Annotated in this window: 27 protein-coding genes; 2 read left to right on the top strand and 25 right to left on the bottom strand. The window is 71.4% G+C overall.

The window, feature by feature from the left end; genetic code table 11:
• Positions 1-44: 44 nt before the first annotated feature.
• Both OG332_RS10625 and OG332_RS10620 read left to right on the top strand, forming a co-directional pair.
• Positions 45-371, top strand: coding sequence for a hypothetical protein (locus tag OG332_RS10625; protein WP_327413211.1), 327 nt, complete (start codon positions 45-47; stop codon positions 369-371).
• Positions 328-771 carry a hypothetical protein gene (locus tag OG332_RS10620; RefSeq protein ID WP_327413210.1) on the top strand — a complete coding sequence of 148 codons (444 nt, stop codon included), beginning with the start codon at positions 328-330 and terminating at the stop codon, positions 769-771. The genes OG332_RS10625 and OG332_RS10620 overlap by 44 nt, the downstream gene beginning before the upstream one ends.
• 52 nt (positions 772-823) lie before the next feature.
• Here OG332_RS10620 and OG332_RS10615 read toward each other — a convergent pair whose 3' ends face one another.
• From OG332_RS10615 to OG332_RS10495, 25 genes are all read right to left on the bottom strand, one after another.
• Complete coding sequence (locus tag OG332_RS10615; protein ID WP_327413209.1) at positions 824-1,531, bottom strand: hypothetical protein; 708 nt, start codon at positions 1,529-1,531, stop codon at positions 824-826.
• Positions 1,532-1,934: 403 nt separating this feature from the next.
• Positions 1,935-2,366, bottom strand: coding sequence for a hypothetical protein (locus tag OG332_RS10610; protein ID WP_327413208.1), 432 nt, complete (start codon positions 2,364-2,366; stop codon positions 1,935-1,937).
• 196 nt (positions 2,367-2,562) lie between these two features.
• Complete coding sequence (locus OG332_RS10605) at positions 2,563-2,874, bottom strand: hypothetical protein (RefSeq protein ID WP_327413207.1); 312 nt, start codon at positions 2,872-2,874, stop codon at positions 2,563-2,565.
• The gene (locus OG332_RS10600; RefSeq protein WP_327413206.1) at positions 2,871-3,263 is read right to left on the bottom strand and encodes a hypothetical protein; all 393 of its coding nucleotides are present in this window, start codon (positions 3,261-3,263) and stop codon (positions 2,871-2,873) included. The genes OG332_RS10605 and OG332_RS10600 overlap by 4 nt, the downstream gene beginning before the upstream one ends.
• Positions 3,260-3,562, bottom strand: a complete 303-nt coding sequence (locus OG332_RS10595) for a hypothetical protein (protein ID WP_327413205.1) — start codon at positions 3,560-3,562, stop codon at positions 3,260-3,262. Before OG332_RS10595 ends, OG332_RS10600 begins: the two co-directional genes overlap by 4 nt.
• Positions 3,563-3,633: 71 nt before the next feature.
• Entirely contained in the window at positions 3,634-3,867 is a 234-nt protein-coding gene (locus OG332_RS10590; RefSeq protein WP_327413204.1) for a hypothetical protein, read from the bottom strand.
• A 45-nt stretch (positions 3,868-3,912) separates the two neighbouring features.
• The gene (locus tag OG332_RS10585) at positions 3,913-4,236 is read right to left on the bottom strand and encodes a hypothetical protein (protein ID WP_327413203.1); all 324 of its coding nucleotides are present in this window, start codon (positions 4,234-4,236) and stop codon (positions 3,913-3,915) included.
• Between the two features lie 10 nt (positions 4,237-4,246).
• Positions 4,247-4,858, bottom strand: a complete 612-nt coding sequence (locus tag OG332_RS10580; RefSeq protein WP_327413202.1) for a zinc finger domain-containing protein — start codon at positions 4,856-4,858, stop codon at positions 4,247-4,249.
• The gene (locus OG332_RS10575) at positions 4,858-5,805 is read right to left on the bottom strand and encodes a mucin-2 (RefSeq protein ID WP_327413201.1); all 948 of its coding nucleotides are present in this window, start codon (positions 5,803-5,805) and stop codon (positions 4,858-4,860) included. Before OG332_RS10575 ends, OG332_RS10580 begins: the two co-directional genes overlap by 1 nt.
• Positions 5,806-5,902: 97 nt before the next feature.
• Positions 5,903-6,190: a hypothetical protein gene (locus OG332_RS10570; RefSeq protein ID WP_327413200.1), complete on the bottom strand. Its 288-nt coding sequence runs from the start codon at positions 6,188-6,190 to the stop codon at positions 5,903-5,905.
• Positions 6,190-6,417 (bottom strand): hypothetical protein, encoded by a 228-nt coding sequence (locus OG332_RS10565; protein ID WP_327413199.1) that lies wholly within the window; start codon positions 6,415-6,417, stop codon positions 6,190-6,192. Before OG332_RS10565 ends, OG332_RS10570 begins: the two co-directional genes overlap by 1 nt.
• Entirely contained in the window at positions 6,414-7,022 is a 609-nt protein-coding gene (locus OG332_RS10560; RefSeq protein WP_327413198.1) for a WhiB family transcriptional regulator, read from the bottom strand. The genes OG332_RS10565 and OG332_RS10560 overlap by 4 nt, the downstream gene beginning before the upstream one ends.
• The gene (locus OG332_RS10555) at positions 7,019-7,291 is read right to left on the bottom strand and encodes a WhiB family transcriptional regulator (protein ID WP_327413197.1); all 273 of its coding nucleotides are present in this window, start codon (positions 7,289-7,291) and stop codon (positions 7,019-7,021) included. Before OG332_RS10555 ends, OG332_RS10560 begins: the two co-directional genes overlap by 4 nt.
• The gene (locus OG332_RS10550) at positions 7,288-8,574 is read right to left on the bottom strand and encodes a DNA cytosine methyltransferase (protein ID WP_327413196.1); all 1,287 of its coding nucleotides are present in this window, start codon (positions 8,572-8,574) and stop codon (positions 7,288-7,290) included. The genes OG332_RS10555 and OG332_RS10550 overlap by 4 nt, the downstream gene beginning before the upstream one ends.
• Entirely contained in the window at positions 8,571-9,200 is a 630-nt protein-coding gene (locus OG332_RS10545) for a hypothetical protein (protein WP_327413195.1), read from the bottom strand. Before OG332_RS10545 ends, OG332_RS10550 begins: the two co-directional genes overlap by 4 nt.
• Positions 9,197-9,409 (bottom strand): hypothetical protein, encoded by a 213-nt coding sequence (locus tag OG332_RS10540; RefSeq protein ID WP_327413194.1) that lies wholly within the window; start codon positions 9,407-9,409, stop codon positions 9,197-9,199. Before OG332_RS10540 ends, OG332_RS10545 begins: the two co-directional genes overlap by 4 nt.
• Complete coding sequence (locus OG332_RS10535; RefSeq protein WP_327413193.1) at positions 9,406-9,735, bottom strand: hypothetical protein; 330 nt, start codon at positions 9,733-9,735, stop codon at positions 9,406-9,408. Before OG332_RS10535 ends, OG332_RS10540 begins: the two co-directional genes overlap by 4 nt.
• Positions 9,735-10,562: an exonuclease domain-containing protein gene (locus OG332_RS10530; protein ID WP_327413192.1), complete on the bottom strand. Its 828-nt coding sequence runs from the start codon at positions 10,560-10,562 to the stop codon at positions 9,735-9,737. Before OG332_RS10530 ends, OG332_RS10535 begins: the two co-directional genes overlap by 1 nt.
• Positions 10,559-11,602, bottom strand: coding sequence for a recombination directionality factor (locus tag OG332_RS10525; protein ID WP_327413191.1), 1,044 nt, complete (start codon positions 11,600-11,602; stop codon positions 10,559-10,561). Before OG332_RS10525 ends, OG332_RS10530 begins: the two co-directional genes overlap by 4 nt.
• Before the next feature lie 2 nt (positions 11,603-11,604).
• The gene (locus OG332_RS10520) at positions 11,605-12,444 is read right to left on the bottom strand and encodes a hypothetical protein (RefSeq protein WP_327413190.1); all 840 of its coding nucleotides are present in this window, start codon (positions 12,442-12,444) and stop codon (positions 11,605-11,607) included.
• Positions 12,441-12,938, bottom strand: a complete 498-nt coding sequence (locus tag OG332_RS10515) for a hypothetical protein (protein ID WP_327413189.1) — start codon at positions 12,936-12,938, stop codon at positions 12,441-12,443. The genes OG332_RS10520 and OG332_RS10515 overlap by 4 nt, the downstream gene beginning before the upstream one ends.
• Positions 12,935-13,252, bottom strand: coding sequence for a hypothetical protein (locus OG332_RS10510; protein ID WP_327413188.1), 318 nt, complete (start codon positions 13,250-13,252; stop codon positions 12,935-12,937). The genes OG332_RS10515 and OG332_RS10510 overlap by 4 nt, the downstream gene beginning before the upstream one ends.
• Positions 13,245-13,742 (bottom strand): hypothetical protein, encoded by a 498-nt coding sequence (locus tag OG332_RS10505; RefSeq protein WP_327413187.1) that lies wholly within the window; start codon positions 13,740-13,742, stop codon positions 13,245-13,247. Before OG332_RS10505 ends, OG332_RS10510 begins: the two co-directional genes overlap by 8 nt.
• Positions 13,739-14,212, bottom strand: coding sequence for a hypothetical protein (locus tag OG332_RS10500; RefSeq protein WP_327413186.1), 474 nt, complete (start codon positions 14,210-14,212; stop codon positions 13,739-13,741). The genes OG332_RS10505 and OG332_RS10500 overlap by 4 nt, the downstream gene beginning before the upstream one ends.
• On the bottom strand, positions 14,209-14,541 hold the full coding sequence (locus OG332_RS10495) for a hypothetical protein (protein ID WP_327413185.1): 333 nt from the start codon (positions 14,539-14,541) through the stop codon (positions 14,209-14,211). The genes OG332_RS10500 and OG332_RS10495 overlap by 4 nt, the downstream gene beginning before the upstream one ends.
• Positions 14,542-14,545: the final 4 nt, after the last annotated feature.

Genomic DNA, 14,545 nt, shown 5'->3' with positions numbered 1-14,545 from the left:
GCTACTTCCTTGTTTTAAAACAAGGAAATTGAGAGGATGGAGCCATGCCCGACTCCCCACCGGAGGAAGTCGCAGAGACGGGAGGCCCGGAGTTGATCTCATTCCCGGACATGCCCGCGCGCATGGAGGCGGCTGGCCTCAAGCGCGTGAGCGTGCAGCGCTGCCGTCAGCTCGCGGAGGAAGACCCGGCCTGGCCGGCGCCCGTGATGAAGGTCGGCCGGATGCGGCTCTTCGACTGGCGCGTGGTCGAGACCTACTTCCGCAACCGCACGTCTCGGCAAGGGCAGCGACCGAACCGGCAGACGCCATCAGCGGAAGGCAGTCCTCATGACACAACCCAGCACGACCAGCCCGGCGACGCAGGATCGTAGGGCCGCCGCTGTGTACCGGCTGTACGGCGCGAGCGATGAGCTGCTGTACGTCGGCTCCGCGTACGACCCGGCCGAGCGCTGCAAGGAACATCGGCGGCAGCCCTGGTGGGGCGAGGTGGTGCGCAGGGTCGACGAGTGGCACCTGTCGCGCGGGCATGCGTACGAGGCTGAGATGCGGGCGATTGCCGCCGACGAGCCCCGGTGCAACGTGATGGGGACCGAGGCGTACCGGGAGAAGTGCAGCCGCTTGGCCCGAGAGGAAGGTCCGATCAGGCAACGGAATCGAGCCGGGTCCGCTGCCGCTCTGGGCGCTCCGCCTGAAGTCGTCCAGGCCATCCGGCACGGCCGTATCGAATCATGGGCGGCCTGGAAGGCCAGCGGCAAGCCGCCCGTTGAGTAGCCGCGCGCGACGGAGCCCCCGGTCCCTGGCGGATCGGGGGCTTCGCGCTGCCCTACGCGGCCCTCGTGTCGGCCATCGTCCAGACCCGTCCGCAGCTCCCGCATCCGGCGAGCGGTGGTGCGCCGGCGCCGGTGCGGAGCCGGATGGGTCCGCCGCAGTCGGGGCAGGGCTGTCCGTGGTCGGTGTCGCGGGCGAGGAGGCCGAGGGCGGCGTCGACGCGGGCCCGGCAGCCGGCGGCGACGTTGGTGATCTGCTGGGCGTGTGCGGGCGTGAGCGCCGAGCAGGGGCCCAGCCGGTGCTCGATGCGGGCGCACAGCCACAGGGCGGCGTAGGGGGCGGTGCGGAGGCCCACGTACCGCCAGCGTCGCGGGTCCTGCGCGGACTCGGCGGCGGCCTCGTCGCGGCGCATCTTGTCCCGGACGGTCCAGCCGCGCGCGAGCCAGTTCGTGGGCGCGGGGGCGAGGACGTCGTGCTGCACCTCGGCGGCGATGGTGTCGGCGACGTGGATCAGGGTGGTCTCGACGAGGCGGAGGGTGTCGAGGATGTCGATGCGGAGCGGGGCGCGGGTGGCGCCGATCTGCCGCGGGTCGCGCTCCTCGGCGCGGGCGGCCGCTGCGTCGTGCTCGTCGAGCGCGGCGAGGTAGTCGGCCATGCGGCCGGCCGGGGGCCACTCGGCGTGCCCTTGGGTGTCGAGGGCGGTTTCCAGGTCGGTCCAGCGGAGGGCGATCGTGCGGAGGTTGGCGGCGGGGCTGGTGGTCATCGCGGTGCTCCTGGGGCTGGGCGGGGTACGGTGGTGACCACTTGTGGGGCGTGCCCGGTCTTGGCGGACGGATGGGCACGCCCCTCGCGCGTTGTTCAGGCCGTCTGGCTGGAGGCGCCGCATTTCGTACAAGCGAAGCCAGGCGGGGGCGCTCCCGCGCACGTGGCACAGACCAGCGCTCCTTCGGCCACTGCCGCTTCCTGCCTGGTGAGTTCCTGGTGGCGCCGAAGCAGGGCCCATGCGTCGTCCGAAGTGAGGATTCCAACCTCGACCGCCTGACGGAAGAAGAAGTCCGCGTCCTGCCCGGGCAGCGGCCTTGTGCCTTGGTGCCACTCAACGGCCCTATGGCGAGGGACCTGGACGTTCGGCGTGATGCTGACCAAGTCGTTCGGGTTGAGGCGGCTCACGGGCGGGGCTCCTTGGGCTCGTCGAGGGCGGCGCGGACCATGGCGAGGGCGTGTCCTCCGGCGGCTTCCCCGGTGGCGAGGAAGTGCAGGCGCCACTTCTCCTCGACCTCACGGGCGCGGGCGATGGCGGCCTGGTCGCGCCCGGACTGCTCGGCGAGGGCGACGTGCGCGCGCTTCAGTGCGGCCTTGGCGGCCTCGGCCTGCTCGGCGCGCTGCTCGGCGGCGAGGTAGTCGGTCAGCGCCTTCGCGGCGTCCCGGGCGGCCGACTCTGCGACGCGCTCGGCCTTCTCGGCCCGGTTGAGGGCTTCGGTACTGGTCTGCTGCACGTTGGCGAGGAGGTGCCGGGCGAGGCCGAGTTGCCCGTACAGCTGGTCGAGGTCGTTGTCGGTGATCGTGTCGACGGTGTGCCGGACAGGCTGCTCGCTCATCGGCGGTGTCTCCTCGGTCGAGTGCGGGTCGGGCTCTTGCGGCCCCATGACGCGGCGTGCCTGCGTGCTGTGAGGGCTCGGGCGCGCGCGTCGTGCTGGCGGCGCGCCCGTCGGTTTCCGGCGGTGAGGAAGGCCAGCAGGGGTGTGACGAGGGCGAGCCAGGCCGTGACCGAGAGGCTGGCCACCGCCCAGCCGCTCACCGCGGGCCCCTGTCGGGCGGCCAGGGGTTGACGAGGACAGGCGCCGGGGAGCGCGGGGGCGGTGGGTCGTTGCGGGTCCGCCAGGCGTGCAAGGTCTTGCGGGGCTGGGTGGCGAGCATCCAGACGAAGATGGGTGCGTAGATGGCCTCGCGGACCCACCAGCGCCACTCGCGGCGGCTGACGGGCGGGCGGCGGTAGTCGAGGCTGTCAGCCCAGTCGATGGCAGTCCGGCCGAGCCAGCGTGCGGGGCGGGCGCGGCCGACGAGGTAGCCGGCCACGACCGCCACGGCGAGGAGGACGGCGGTCACCGGGCTACCTCGTCGAGGAGCGGCTCCCACGTCGCACGCATCGTCTGCGCGCACTCAGCCAGCCACGCGCGGATCACAGGCTCGTCCGCGTCGGTGACGCGTACGCCGGCGGAGCACAGCCAGGCCTTTCGCTGGAGCACGAAGAACAGCAGCAGCTCGTCCTCGGCGTCGTCGTCCTGGAGCATCGGGTCAGGGTCGCGGCGGTACGACTTCCAGTCCCAGCGGATGAGCAGGTTCAGGTCACGGTCACCGCTGTGGAAGGTGGTGTCGGTGAACTCGGCCCAGGAGTTGAACCGCGTGTGCTGTCCGGCGCTGTGCCAGTTCCCTTCGGTGCAGTAGTACGGGTGGTCGATCTCCCAGAGGTGCAGGGCGGTGGGCTGCTGGCTCATGCTCCGGCCTCCTCGGCGGCGTGGAGCGCCTGCGCGGTGATGCGGGCGCCGGGTGGGAGAACGGCGGCTGCGTGGGCGCGCTGCTCGTCGGTGATGCGGGCGCCGGGGAGCGGGCCGGTCTGGCGGGCCATGTCGCGAAGGCCCGCGATGACCTCCTCGACGTGGTGGAGGGGGATGCGCAGACAGGCTGTGTCGTCCTCGCCCTGCGTGCCGAGGATCAGCAGGACGGAAGGGCGCGCGGGGACAGGCTCGATGCGGAGGCGATCGCCATCGGGGTCGGTGTACTCGAAGTGGCTCACGTGAGGGTCCTTCCGTGGATGCTGGTGGGGTGGCCGCCCCGCACTGCCCGCGGGGCGGCCGGCAGACGGGGTCAGGCGGTCGGAACGGCGTCGGGGCAGGGCCACGGCGTCGTCTCGTCGTAGAAGCCGTGGTCCGACTCAACGGAGCACAGGCCACAGACGACGGTGGTGGTGACGTGCGAGCAGCGTTCGACGGCCGGGTCGTAGTAGCCCTCGGAGGTGAGGTACTCGGGGCACTCGCGTTCGACGCAGTTGATGGGGCCGAAGAGCAGGGTCATGGGCGTGTGAGGCGGGGGCTGAACCATCGGGGTCTCCTTATGCGCGCGGTCTGCTGGAACCGAGTCGGCCGGTCAGTTGTCGAGGTCGGCGGTGAGGAACCAGCCGGGCGCCGGAGCGTCGGAGTGGCCGAGGGCTTCGGCTGCGGTCTTGAGGGCGGTGTCCCAGGTGGCCCGTTCGCGGCGGTCGTTGAGCGTCTCGGGGGCGAGGCCGAGGTATTCGCCGGCGTCTGCGCTGTGGCATTCGGTGGTGAGATAGGTCCGTTCGTCGCCGAAGCGGCCTGCGTTGAGGTAGCCGACGCCGTTGTCGAGGGCCTGGAGGGTGTCTTCGAGGTGGTCGGGTTGGGTGTCGGGGATTTGGATTCCGTAGGCGAGGTAGGCGGTGCTGTAGAGGCGCATGGGGTGCCTTTCAGGCGGCGTTGGGGTGGCTGCGGGCGCCGTGTGGTGTGGCGCGGTTGGTGCGGGTTTTGGCGGTGGTGCAGTGCTGGCCGGGGCGTGCGCCGCATTGGGGGCAGCGGTGGGCGAGGACGCCGAGGGTGCGCTGTTGGGGCCAGAACTGGGCGAGCTGCTCGCGAGCGGCGGCGGGGACGTATTCGCCGACGGCGTCGAGGCGGGCCTGTACGTCTGCGGGGACGGCGCCGGTGATGGCCTTCAGCGGGGTGGGCTCGGTCTGGCCCGTGATCACGGCGCGGCGTTCCGCCCGCAGAGTCTGCTGGAAACCCTCGATGTCGTCGGGGTCGAGCTCGGGGTATCGGGTGGGCTCCAGCGTCCCGGTGTGCCGGTCCATGCGGTCGCGGACGGTGGCCGCCCACCGGGTGGCGATGTCGGCGGGGAGGATCGGCCAGGCCTTCACCGCGTAGTGGGCCTGCGCGGCACGGATGGCGTAGTCGTACGGGACGTCGGCGAGGATGCCGGCCCACATGTCGATCTGTGCGGTCTGCTCGACGGGGTCCTCGACGCGGACGCGCTTGTCGGCGAGGGCGATGCGGGCGATGAGTTCGGGGATCTGCTCGGGGTTCATCAGGCTCCTCCGGCGCTCTGCTGGCGCAGTCGTTCGGCGTGGGCGGACATCTGGGCGAGGTAGGACTGGGCGGGCGAGGGCGGGCCAGTGATGGCGCGGGGGCCGGTGTAGGCGGTCTCGGCTTCCAGGGAGGTCCAGCCGGGGTAGAAGTAGCGGGCGCTGTAGGGGGTGTTCTTGGCGTTGCGCCAGGCGCGGGCGGCGTGCTCGATGAGGAGGGGGACTCCGACGCGGCGTACGGCGTCGCGGAGTTCGATCCATTCGTCGGGCTGGAAGCCCCAGGAGACGTTCATGCCGTTGGTGACCATGGCGGCGATGAGGGGTTGGACTTCCCCTCTCCCTGAGACGTTGGCGACCTCGGTGGACGGTCGTACGGAGGGGGTGGGGGGAGGAGGTACTTCCGTAGGAAGTACCTGGATAGGCGTGGAAGAGGCTTGGGGGTGTGCACCCCCCTCAAGGCCTGTGCGCTGTGACAGGTGGTCCTGATCTGCGGTGGAGTCAGAGAATTGGGGTGCGTTTCGTTCGCGATCCGCGTCCGGTTCGTCGTCGATTCGCGCGCGATTCGCATCCGATTCGCGCTCGATTCGCTCCCCCTTTTTGCCGTCGCGGTGCTTCGCGGCCCGCTCGGCGGCCCCCTTCCGGGAGGCATCGACCTGCGCGCGGGTGGCGTTGCGGCCGCCCTCGAAGAAGTCGTGCACGACGTAGCCGGCGGCGGGCTGCGGGCAGCGGGGGCAGTCGTGGCCGGGCTCGTGCCACAGACCGACGGCGACGAGTTTGCGGGCTTGCGGCGGGGTGCCGTAGGCCTTGGCGACGGCGGCCGGGACGTGCCCTTCGGTGAGGTGTTGGGCGGAGTACGCCCCGCAGCGCAGCCACAGACCGAGCGCCGCGTTCCCGGCCGCCATGAACTTGGGGTGGCTGTGGGATGCGTCATCGATCTTGAACCAGGGCATCGGGTCGGTCTCCGTTCGGTGGAGCGGGTGCGGGTGGTGAGTGCCCGCCCGGGGCGTCGAACCCCGGGCGCCGGCCTGGCTACCGGTGGGCGGTGGGTCAGCGGGTGGATTTGGCCGCGGCGATGGTGCGTGCCATCGCGTTGAGTTCGCCGACCAGTGCGGCTGCATGTCCGATGCAGGAGCGGCACCAGGACAGGCCTGCGGGCGGTTCTGCGGGTAGCGGGTCGATGACGATCGGCGGGGAGTGTGTGACGCCCCAACCGGGGGTGCCGCACAGGCCCTGTCGTCCGGCGAACTTGCCGTCCTCCCGCATCACGTGGACGTTTCGGACCTGCTGGGCTCGGCGGCCGGTTGCGGCGCTGTACCCCTTGTAGAAGGCGCGCATCAGAGCTGTCCGTTCTGGTAGGCGGCCGTCGCGCGTTCTGCGCGCTGCTGGAGGGCTTTCTCGGCGCAGACCTTGTCGGCGGGGAGGTTGTCGTCGTCGCGGAGGAACGTGGGGGTCCGGCAGTACCGGCAGGGGGCTTGGACGCGGGCCCAGTGGCGGCGGTCGGACCAGTCGAGGAGCTGGCCCTCGGCCGGCGGCGGGGCGCGGCGTGGGCGGCGGGCGGTCACGCGGTCTGCCTGGAGCGGTAGCGGTTGTTGGCGTCGCGCATTACCTCGTCGGTGAGGTGCTCGGCTGCGACGCATCCGGCGAGCCCGCACGCGGTCCGGAGGATCCCCTGGGGCTTCCGGTTCGTTGACACGGCCCATGCGAGCTGTGCCCCGGTGTACTGGCGGCCCTCGAAGGTGATGTAGGAGGTGTTCACCGTCCAGCGGACGTGTCCGTCGTCGAGGGCCTCCGTGCGGCGGAGGTACTGGTCGATGAGCGTCAGCGGTTCGGGAACCTTGCGGCGCTGCCGCTTGTAGCGGGCGGCGCGTTCCTGGGGGGTGAGGCCGCCGCGGACGCCGGCCCGGCCGTTTTCGACGTAGCCGTATTCGGTTGTCATGGCGTTGTCGAGGCAGGTGTCGAGGACGGGGCAGCGGGCACAGATCTTCTTGGCGGCGGTGGTCCTGGCGGCGGACTCCGGGCCGAACTCCTTCTTAGGCAGGAAGAGCGCGCCGAGGTCCAGGCAGGAGGCCAGGTCACGCCAGTCGGGTTCGGTCTCGGCGGTGGATACCGATCCGGGGACGGCGCTGAGGGCCCGGCCGAAGCGGCGGGTGTAGATGGATGTGGTCATGCGGCACCTCCGAGGGCCGTCGTGGTGGCGGGGGTGGTGAGGCGGTGGCGTTCGCGTTCGGAGAGGCCGCCCCAGACGCCGTACTCCTCGCCGTTGGTGAGGGCGTAGTCGAGGCAGTTGGTGCGGACGTCGCAGGCGGCGCAGACCTTCTTGGCGACCGCGACGGAGCCGCCCCGGTCGGGGTAGAACTCAGTCGGGTCGGTCTGTGCGCAGAGGCCGTCCGACATCCATTCCGGGGCCGTGGCTCGAACGCTCGTACGGGACTTCATACGAGCACCGCCTTGACTCGCTCGCCGATCCAGCGGGCCGCGTTCACGGACACCGCGTTCCCGGCCTGGAGGATTCGCTCCTCTTGGTTGCCGTGGACGATGTAGCCCTTCGGGAACCGCTGGGCCTGCATCAGCTCCTCGGTGGTGAACATGCGGAGCGTGCAGTCATCGACCTCGGCCGCCGTCCGGACGATCGAGTGATGGGGCTTCGTCGCCACGGTCGTCAGCGGCTCGCCCGTGGTACGTGGTGCGCCCTTCCGGCCGATCGGGATGACGAGGGCGTGGTGGCGGCCCTGCGCTGACAGGGCGGGGACGGGGCCGGTGACCGGGACCGCGGTGCCGTTGCGGCGGAGCATCGCCACGTGCGGGGCGTTGCCGAACATCTGGAGGCCGCGGGCCACCCGGGCGCGGGTCGTCGGCGCGTAGGGGGTGAACGCCCGCCGGTCTGGGCGGCCGTCACCGATCCGAGTGCCGGCCTTGTCCCAGTCGATGATGTCCGCGATCGGCCGGACTGTGGGGTCGAGGATGAGGTGACCGCAGGCCCGATTGGGGCAGCGGTAGTCGTACTGAACACCCCACTTGCCGATCTTGCGGCGGCGCGGGTTGCGCCACACCTGGTGAGCCTGGACAGGACCGCACTCGGGGCACAGAGCCTCCGGCCGTACCTCCAGGTTCGGCAGGGGGATGCCCTTGCGGGTGAAGACGACGTAGATCCGGTCCCGGTACTGCGGGGCCTGCGGGTTGTCGCCGCCGCCGAGGTGGGCGGAGGAGGCGCTGACGATCTGGTGGTTGTAGCCGAGGATCGTCATGCCGCCGATCCACCAGTCGAAGAGCTCCCAGTCCGTGGCGAACTCGACGACGTTCTCGCACAGCACCGCGTCGTACCGGTGGACCTCGGTGGCCGCGACGATGTCAAGCGCGGTCGCCCTGGTCCTCGTGAACGTCTCGGCCGACGCGATGCCGTCCTCGTTGTCCTCGCCGTCCATGGCGATGGCGACCTGACCGCGGCTGCGCTTGCGTCCGCCGGCCGGTGCAATTTCGGTGCAGATCGGGGAGCCCCACAGCACCCGGGTGCGGGGCAGGCTCCGCTTGTCGAACGCGTTGATGTCCTCGCACAGGTGCTTGGCCATCGGGTGATTGGCCATGTGGGTGCGGATGCTGACGGGACTGTGGTTCATGGCGAGGCCGAGGATGTAGCCGGTCTCGATGAGGCCGGTCGTGGATCCTCCGCCGCCGCAGAACAGGTCGGTGAAGTCGAGGCCGCTGTCGTGTCGGAACTTCATCGGGCCACCGCCGGGATCGTGTCGGGCCACTGCACGGTGTCCAGGGCGCGCCGCTGCTCGGGCGGCAGGGGGAGGAGCGGGTATCCGAGCCAGTCGAGGCCCATCGCGGCGAGCACGGCCGCGTCTGCGGCGTCGTACTTGCCGACGCCTTCGCAGAACACACCCAGCTGCTCGACGACGAACGTGTGGACCATGCCCTTTGCGATGCGGGCCCGCTGCTGTTTGGGGTGGCCCTGGGCAGGGTTGGCCCGGCCGGTGGCGTAGATCGTTCGCAGGTGCGGGTTGCACACGGCGTACGGGATGCCGCGCTTGTACAGCGCCCGCGTGATGAGCCACCACAGGCCGGCCCGTTCGTGGTGGCCGGGCTGGAGCTGCTGGGCGTAGGCCGGGCCCTCGATGACGGCGAGGTCGGCGAGTTTCACGCGGTCGGTGACCTCTTCGAGGATCCAGTCGAGCCGGGCGTGCCCGGTGATGTTCTTCGGGCGGAGGGCTTCGGCCCAGTCGCCACCGGCGATGCCGGTGGACGTGAGGCTGGTGTCGAGGCCCACCACGAGGGGGCGGGGGCCCGCCCCGGCCGGAGGGGCCGGGACGGGGGCCGCGGTGGCCAGGTCGAAGAGGGCGCTCATGCTCCGGCCTCCGTCACGGTCGAGCACGTCCAGCAGCGGCGGGCGCCGTCGGCCTGCACGGCGTGATACCGGACGACCTGCTCGGCCGGGCACACGGCGAACTCGCCGGGCTCGGCGTCGAGGTCGAGCGCGATCAGGACGGCCGGGGTGGTGGCGCGGTGCCGGCCGGACGGGACCAGCGCGCGGAGGACAGCCAGCGGGCCCCTCACGCCGACACCGGCCGGGCGGCCTTGGCCAGGTCGTATGCCTCGCGGGCCGCGCCCTCGTTCGCGGTCTGGAGCAGGTCGATCTGCTCGGCGAGGAGCGCGCGGGCCGTCTCGGACTCGCGGAGCATCCGGGCGAGGACGGCCTCGCCCTGGTTGAGGGGGCGGGCGATTAGGGCGCGGTTGCGGTCGGACAGCCCACGGACGACGTCGCGAGCGGCGTCGCGTTCGGCGACCACCTCACGGAGCTCAGCGAGCAGCTGGGCGTTGTCCTTGAGGAGCTGGTGGAAGTCGGCCTGGAGCTTCTGGTGGCGGCGTCCGGATACGGGCATCACTGGTCTCCGTCCTGCTGGTGGGGGATGAGGGGCCACTCGCCGCGGACCACGGCGTTCGGGTCGTGCTTGGCGCCGGCCTTCGCCGGGTCGCGGAGGAACCGCTGGAAGGACTCGGCGTCCCGGCGCGCCCACTGCGCCTGCGCGGCGTGCAGGTCGTCGAGGCTCACGGCGAGGGAGTCGAAGCGCTCCGTGCGCAGGGCCCGCACCCAGTCGGGGCGCTCCAGCCGCGGCCGGTGGGCGATGTTGCCCATGTGCCAGGCGGCCCGGGCCGACATGAGGGCGTCGTAGTCGGCGCCGTGCGCCGCCTTGTCGTCCCAGCCCAGGGCGTACCGCTGTGCGGCCGTCTTCAGCTGGTACGGGCCCTGCGTCTCCGACACCCGCGACCGGAATGGGGCGGCCTGCTTGTCGAGGACGAGCGTGTCGATGACCCGCATCCGGGCCGCAGCGTCCGGAATGGTCTCCGTGAGCGGGGCGCCGAGGTGCCGTACCGATTCGTGGGAGAGGAGGTTCAGGTCGTAGCTGCCGACGTTGTGCCCCACGATCGGGATCCCGGCCGCGATGACCTCGCTGAGCGCCTTCACGATCTCCGTGACGCCCTGCTCGGCGGGCTGCCCGTGCTCGGCGGCGTATTCGTCGGTGATGCCGTGTACGGCGATCGCGCCGGGTTCTTGGGGGATGCCGGGGTTGAGCAGCCAGTTGCGGTAGTCGGTGGGCTGTCCGCCGCCGACGAGGATGAGGGCGCAGGTGACGATGCGGGCGGTCTCGTGGTGCTTGTCGCTGGATTCGAAGTCGAGGGCGGCCATCCGGCCGGAGTGCCAGCTCATGAGCGGGCCCCCGATCCGGGAGCGGCAACCGCCGGCCAGCCGACAGCCGTCGGCGGCTCGTCGTCCTCGACGATCTCCACATCGACCACGCCGTCGTCGTCGAGGTCGTCGTCATCGGAGTCCAGCGCGCCGGTCTGCGGGTCGACACCGCGGGCGATGTCCGCCGCGATCTGCTTCAAGTCCTCCAGCAGTTCCGGCGACCCGTGCCCCGCACCGTCGGCCTTCCGCCACACCATCTGCACGTCGGCCTCGGTCCGGCACCCCCGGGCGTCAGCCAGGTAGTCCGGGCGGGGCGCCTCGATCGCGGGCCGGTCCACCAGGACACCCGGGTCCAGGGCGGCCGCAGTCGACAGCGGACCGGACAGGGCGTGACGCAGCTTCGGCAGCGACGGCACCACCATCACGACCGGGAACTGCTTGGTCTTGCCCTCCCGGACCGCGGTGCGCTGCTCGATCCACATCCGGACCGGCATCATCGACCGGCCCTCGGTGGCCTGGAGCACGATGTCGAGCCCGCCCGCGATGGCGTCGGCCGCGTAGTACGACTTCGACTCCAGCCGCCACACCCCGAGGTCCGGCAGGTCCGGCAGCATCACGTTGATGCGGCTCGTCGGCCGGCACACCTGCTGAGGGGAGCGGAGGTGCCAGTCGATCCCGTACTGCGCCAGGCACAGGCACGCCTTGCGGGTCTTCTGCTCGGTCTCGCCGTCGCACCGGCGGGAGCAGCCGCCACCGGACCACATCTCGTAGGACTGGGACAGCGGGTCCCCGGCCGGGAGAATCGCGCGGATCCCCGTGGCCTTGGAGATCACCCGGTACTGGGCGATCTTCTGGTTCTGCGGGGTCCACGCCTCGACGTCCCCGCCCCACAGCTCGGCGGCCGCGGCAACGTAGGCCTGCGAGTGGGAGCTAAACACGAACGTCTTCGACTTGATCGGGACCGGCCGCTTGCTCGGGTCGGAGTTCGGCCGGCTGAAGCCGGTGCGGATCCGCCCCAGCTCGGCGGCCTGCCGCTTCATCGTCAGAATGCGGGAGCCCATGGTCAGGCTGCCTTTCGGTCGGTGGATCCCGGCGCCCAGGGCGGCAGGATCGTGGGGTACGCGGATGCGGTGGGCGCGCCGTGCACGTAGCGGGCGGTGCGGACCGCGCCGAGGAAGGCGCGGAACACCGGGCGTCCGGACGGCACCTCGATGAGGCGGTGGCTGCGGGGCCGCAGGTTCAACAGCGCGGTCCGGTGCACCCGCGGTGCTTCGATGTCCGTGTCGTCGGCGAGGAGCGCGACCGGCGCGTGCCGCAGCGCGGCGAGCTGCATCGGCTGCTCCACGTAGACGGTGTGCACCGGCTTCTTCGCGCTGGTCTTGTAGTCGATCAGCCACAGCTGACGGCGCCGGAACCGGCCGGTCGGCAGCCACAGCCACAGGTCACCGGTGCCGGCGTACCCGTACTTGCGGTGGAAGACCGTGGTCTCGGTGGCCTCGACGTCGCGGTCGAAGTCGACGCGCCACAGTCGGAAGAACCGGGCGAGCTGCTGGGCGTAGGGCTCGACTTCCGGGTCGGCCGGGTACGGGGTGCCGAGGACGAGGTGCTCGGCGCGCTTGTGGACGCGGGTGCCGAGGTTCGAGGCTTTCTCGGAGTTGCCGCTGGGGAGCGCGACGAGCATCTTGCGGAGTGCCGCGTGCTCGGTGCGGGCCCGGCGGGCGGTGCCGATGGGGTCGGCGATGACGTGGTCGGCGACGAGTCCGGCGCCCCATGGGACGAGCGCGAAACTCTTGTTGACGGCTGTGCCGAGAACGTTGGTGACGGAGATGAGGTCGGGGCCCCCGGCGGGGTCGCTGTAGTAGCGACCCCGCTCGGTGTCCCGCGCGTGGCGCGGGTTCGTCATCGGCCACCGCCCGCGGCCAGCGTGTAGTACCGGCGGTCCGACTCGTGGTGCATCTCCAGCTCGCCAGCCGCACAGAGCGCGGCGAGTTCGCGGCGAATGGTGGACCGGAGGACGTGGCCCTCGCAGTAGCGGCCGTAAAGCCGCTTCACGCGGCCCACGGTCCACTGCCCGCGCTCGCTGCGGATCACCGACAGCAGCCAGTGCCGGCGCTCCTCATCCGTCCGGCGCGGCCGTACGACGGCGGGAGCCGCGCCGAGGAGCGGCTCCTCCAGCTCGGTCCACCCCGCGAAGTCGCCCTCGTCGAGGAAGTTGCCGTGCCAGGTCGCGCCGGTCGCACCGGACCGGGCCCAGCCGATCGCGCGGAGGTGGCCCCGCTCCGGGTGCCGGGTGATGTGCTCGGCGTGGAAGAAGGCGGTGAGCTCGGGGGCCCGGAAGCCGTTGCCGTCGGTGTAGGTCCGGCCAGCCTCGAAGAACTCGGGCTTCGGGTCGCTCATGACGCCCTCCGGTCCTGCTGGCCGGGGATGCTGCGCTCCTGGCCGAGGCGGTCCAGCTGGGCGGCGACCGTGACGGCCTGCCGGCCGGTCAACGCGACCTTGGTGGCGAGGCGGGCGACGAGCTTGGCGTGCAGCTCCTCGAAGGCGAGGCCGTCGGCGGTGTCCAACTCCATGAACGCGTCGAGGAACTCGTCCTGGAGGAGGTTGAGGAGGTCGTGGACGTTGGCCGAGACCAGCGGGGACGCATCGAGCGTCACCAGCAGCGGGGTGGCCTCGACGTACAGCGGGCCGCGGGCGGGCTTCGGGTCAGGCATGGGGCACCTCGGGGAGGTCGTGGCCGAGCCGGTAGGTGTGGTGCAGCAGGGAGTCGTGCGGGTCCTCGACGGCCAGCCGCCGGGCGAGCGGCAGCGCCTCGGCGAGGGTGAACCGTGCGTCGTCGCGGAGGTGCTCATCGGCGCTCCCGCCGAACTCCGGGCACCAGCCCACGTGACGGGTCCAGCGCCGTCCGGTCCGGTCGCAGATGGCCCACCGGTCGGCGTAGCCGTGGATGCGCTGGAGGAGCAGCGGGAAGGCGTTGCCGGGGCGGGGGATCTCCAGAGCGGAGGTGAGCGTCTCCAGCTCGGACACCCGGGCCCGCAGCATGTCCAGCTCGGCGGCCGTCTCCGGGGACTGGAGCAGCTGCGCGGAGCCGAGGGCGAAGACGATCGTCGACGCGAAGTCGGCGTAGACGTCCGGCGAGTTCAAGAGCGCGGCGTTCGCGGTGCGCAGGGCCAGCAGCTCCGTCGGGGTCGGCGAGTGCGTCATGCCGCACCGCCCCACGACGGCATCGGGATGCCGCGCTCGGTCCGGAACTCCTCGATGGCCTTGCCGCAGCACACCGGCTCACCCTCGACGCTGTGCTTGTCCTGGTTGGTGGAGTAGTCGGCCGCCTCATCGGCGGTCAGCTCCTCCCACCCCAGGTGGCAGTGCGAGCACGTGTGGGTCTCGGTGCAGGTGACCCGACCGCCCTTCACGTGCGGCCGCTTCAGCAGCTCGGCGAGGAGTCCCTCGCAGCGGCGTCGGTAGTCGCCGTCAACGTCGCGGCTCGCGAGGGAGTCGCTCATCGACACCCAGCCGAGATCACCGAGGCGCTGCGGGGCGATCTCCAGCTCGAAGGGGTCGCCGACGATCTGTCCTTCGAGGCCATCGAATCCGAGGGCGCTCAGGGGGATGCGGGTGGCGAGCGGCTTGATCTCGATGATCACGCGCCAGTCGTCGCGGTACGTGCGCTTCATGCCGCCACCGCCGAGAGCTCGGGCGCCAGCTCGATGCCGTACCCCGAGAGGCGGATCTGGACGCCCTGGAACACCGCGGCCGCCGCCAGCCAGTTGTCACCGGCGTACGACTTCAGCTCGATGGCCTCGGCGGGGACCGTGAGCGCGGTGCGCCACTGCTCGAACCCGTCGGGGGTGCTGAGCTGGAAGTCGATCGTGGCCGACTCGTAGGTGTGGATGGTGACGTACGGGGTGGGGAGACCGGCGTACATCTCCGTGAGGGAGACCAACGCGGCCGCTGCGGCGCGCAGGCCAGCGGTCGGAACGGTCGGGCTACTCTGGTGGTTCATGGTG

The organism is Streptomyces sp. NBC_01233 (genome assembly GCF_035989305.1).
Classification (GTDB): Bacteria; Actinomycetota; Actinomycetes; order Streptomycetales; family Streptomycetaceae; genus Streptomyces.
Note: the sequence above shows the minus strand (reverse complement) of the source record. Positions and strands in the feature narration are given on the sequence as shown.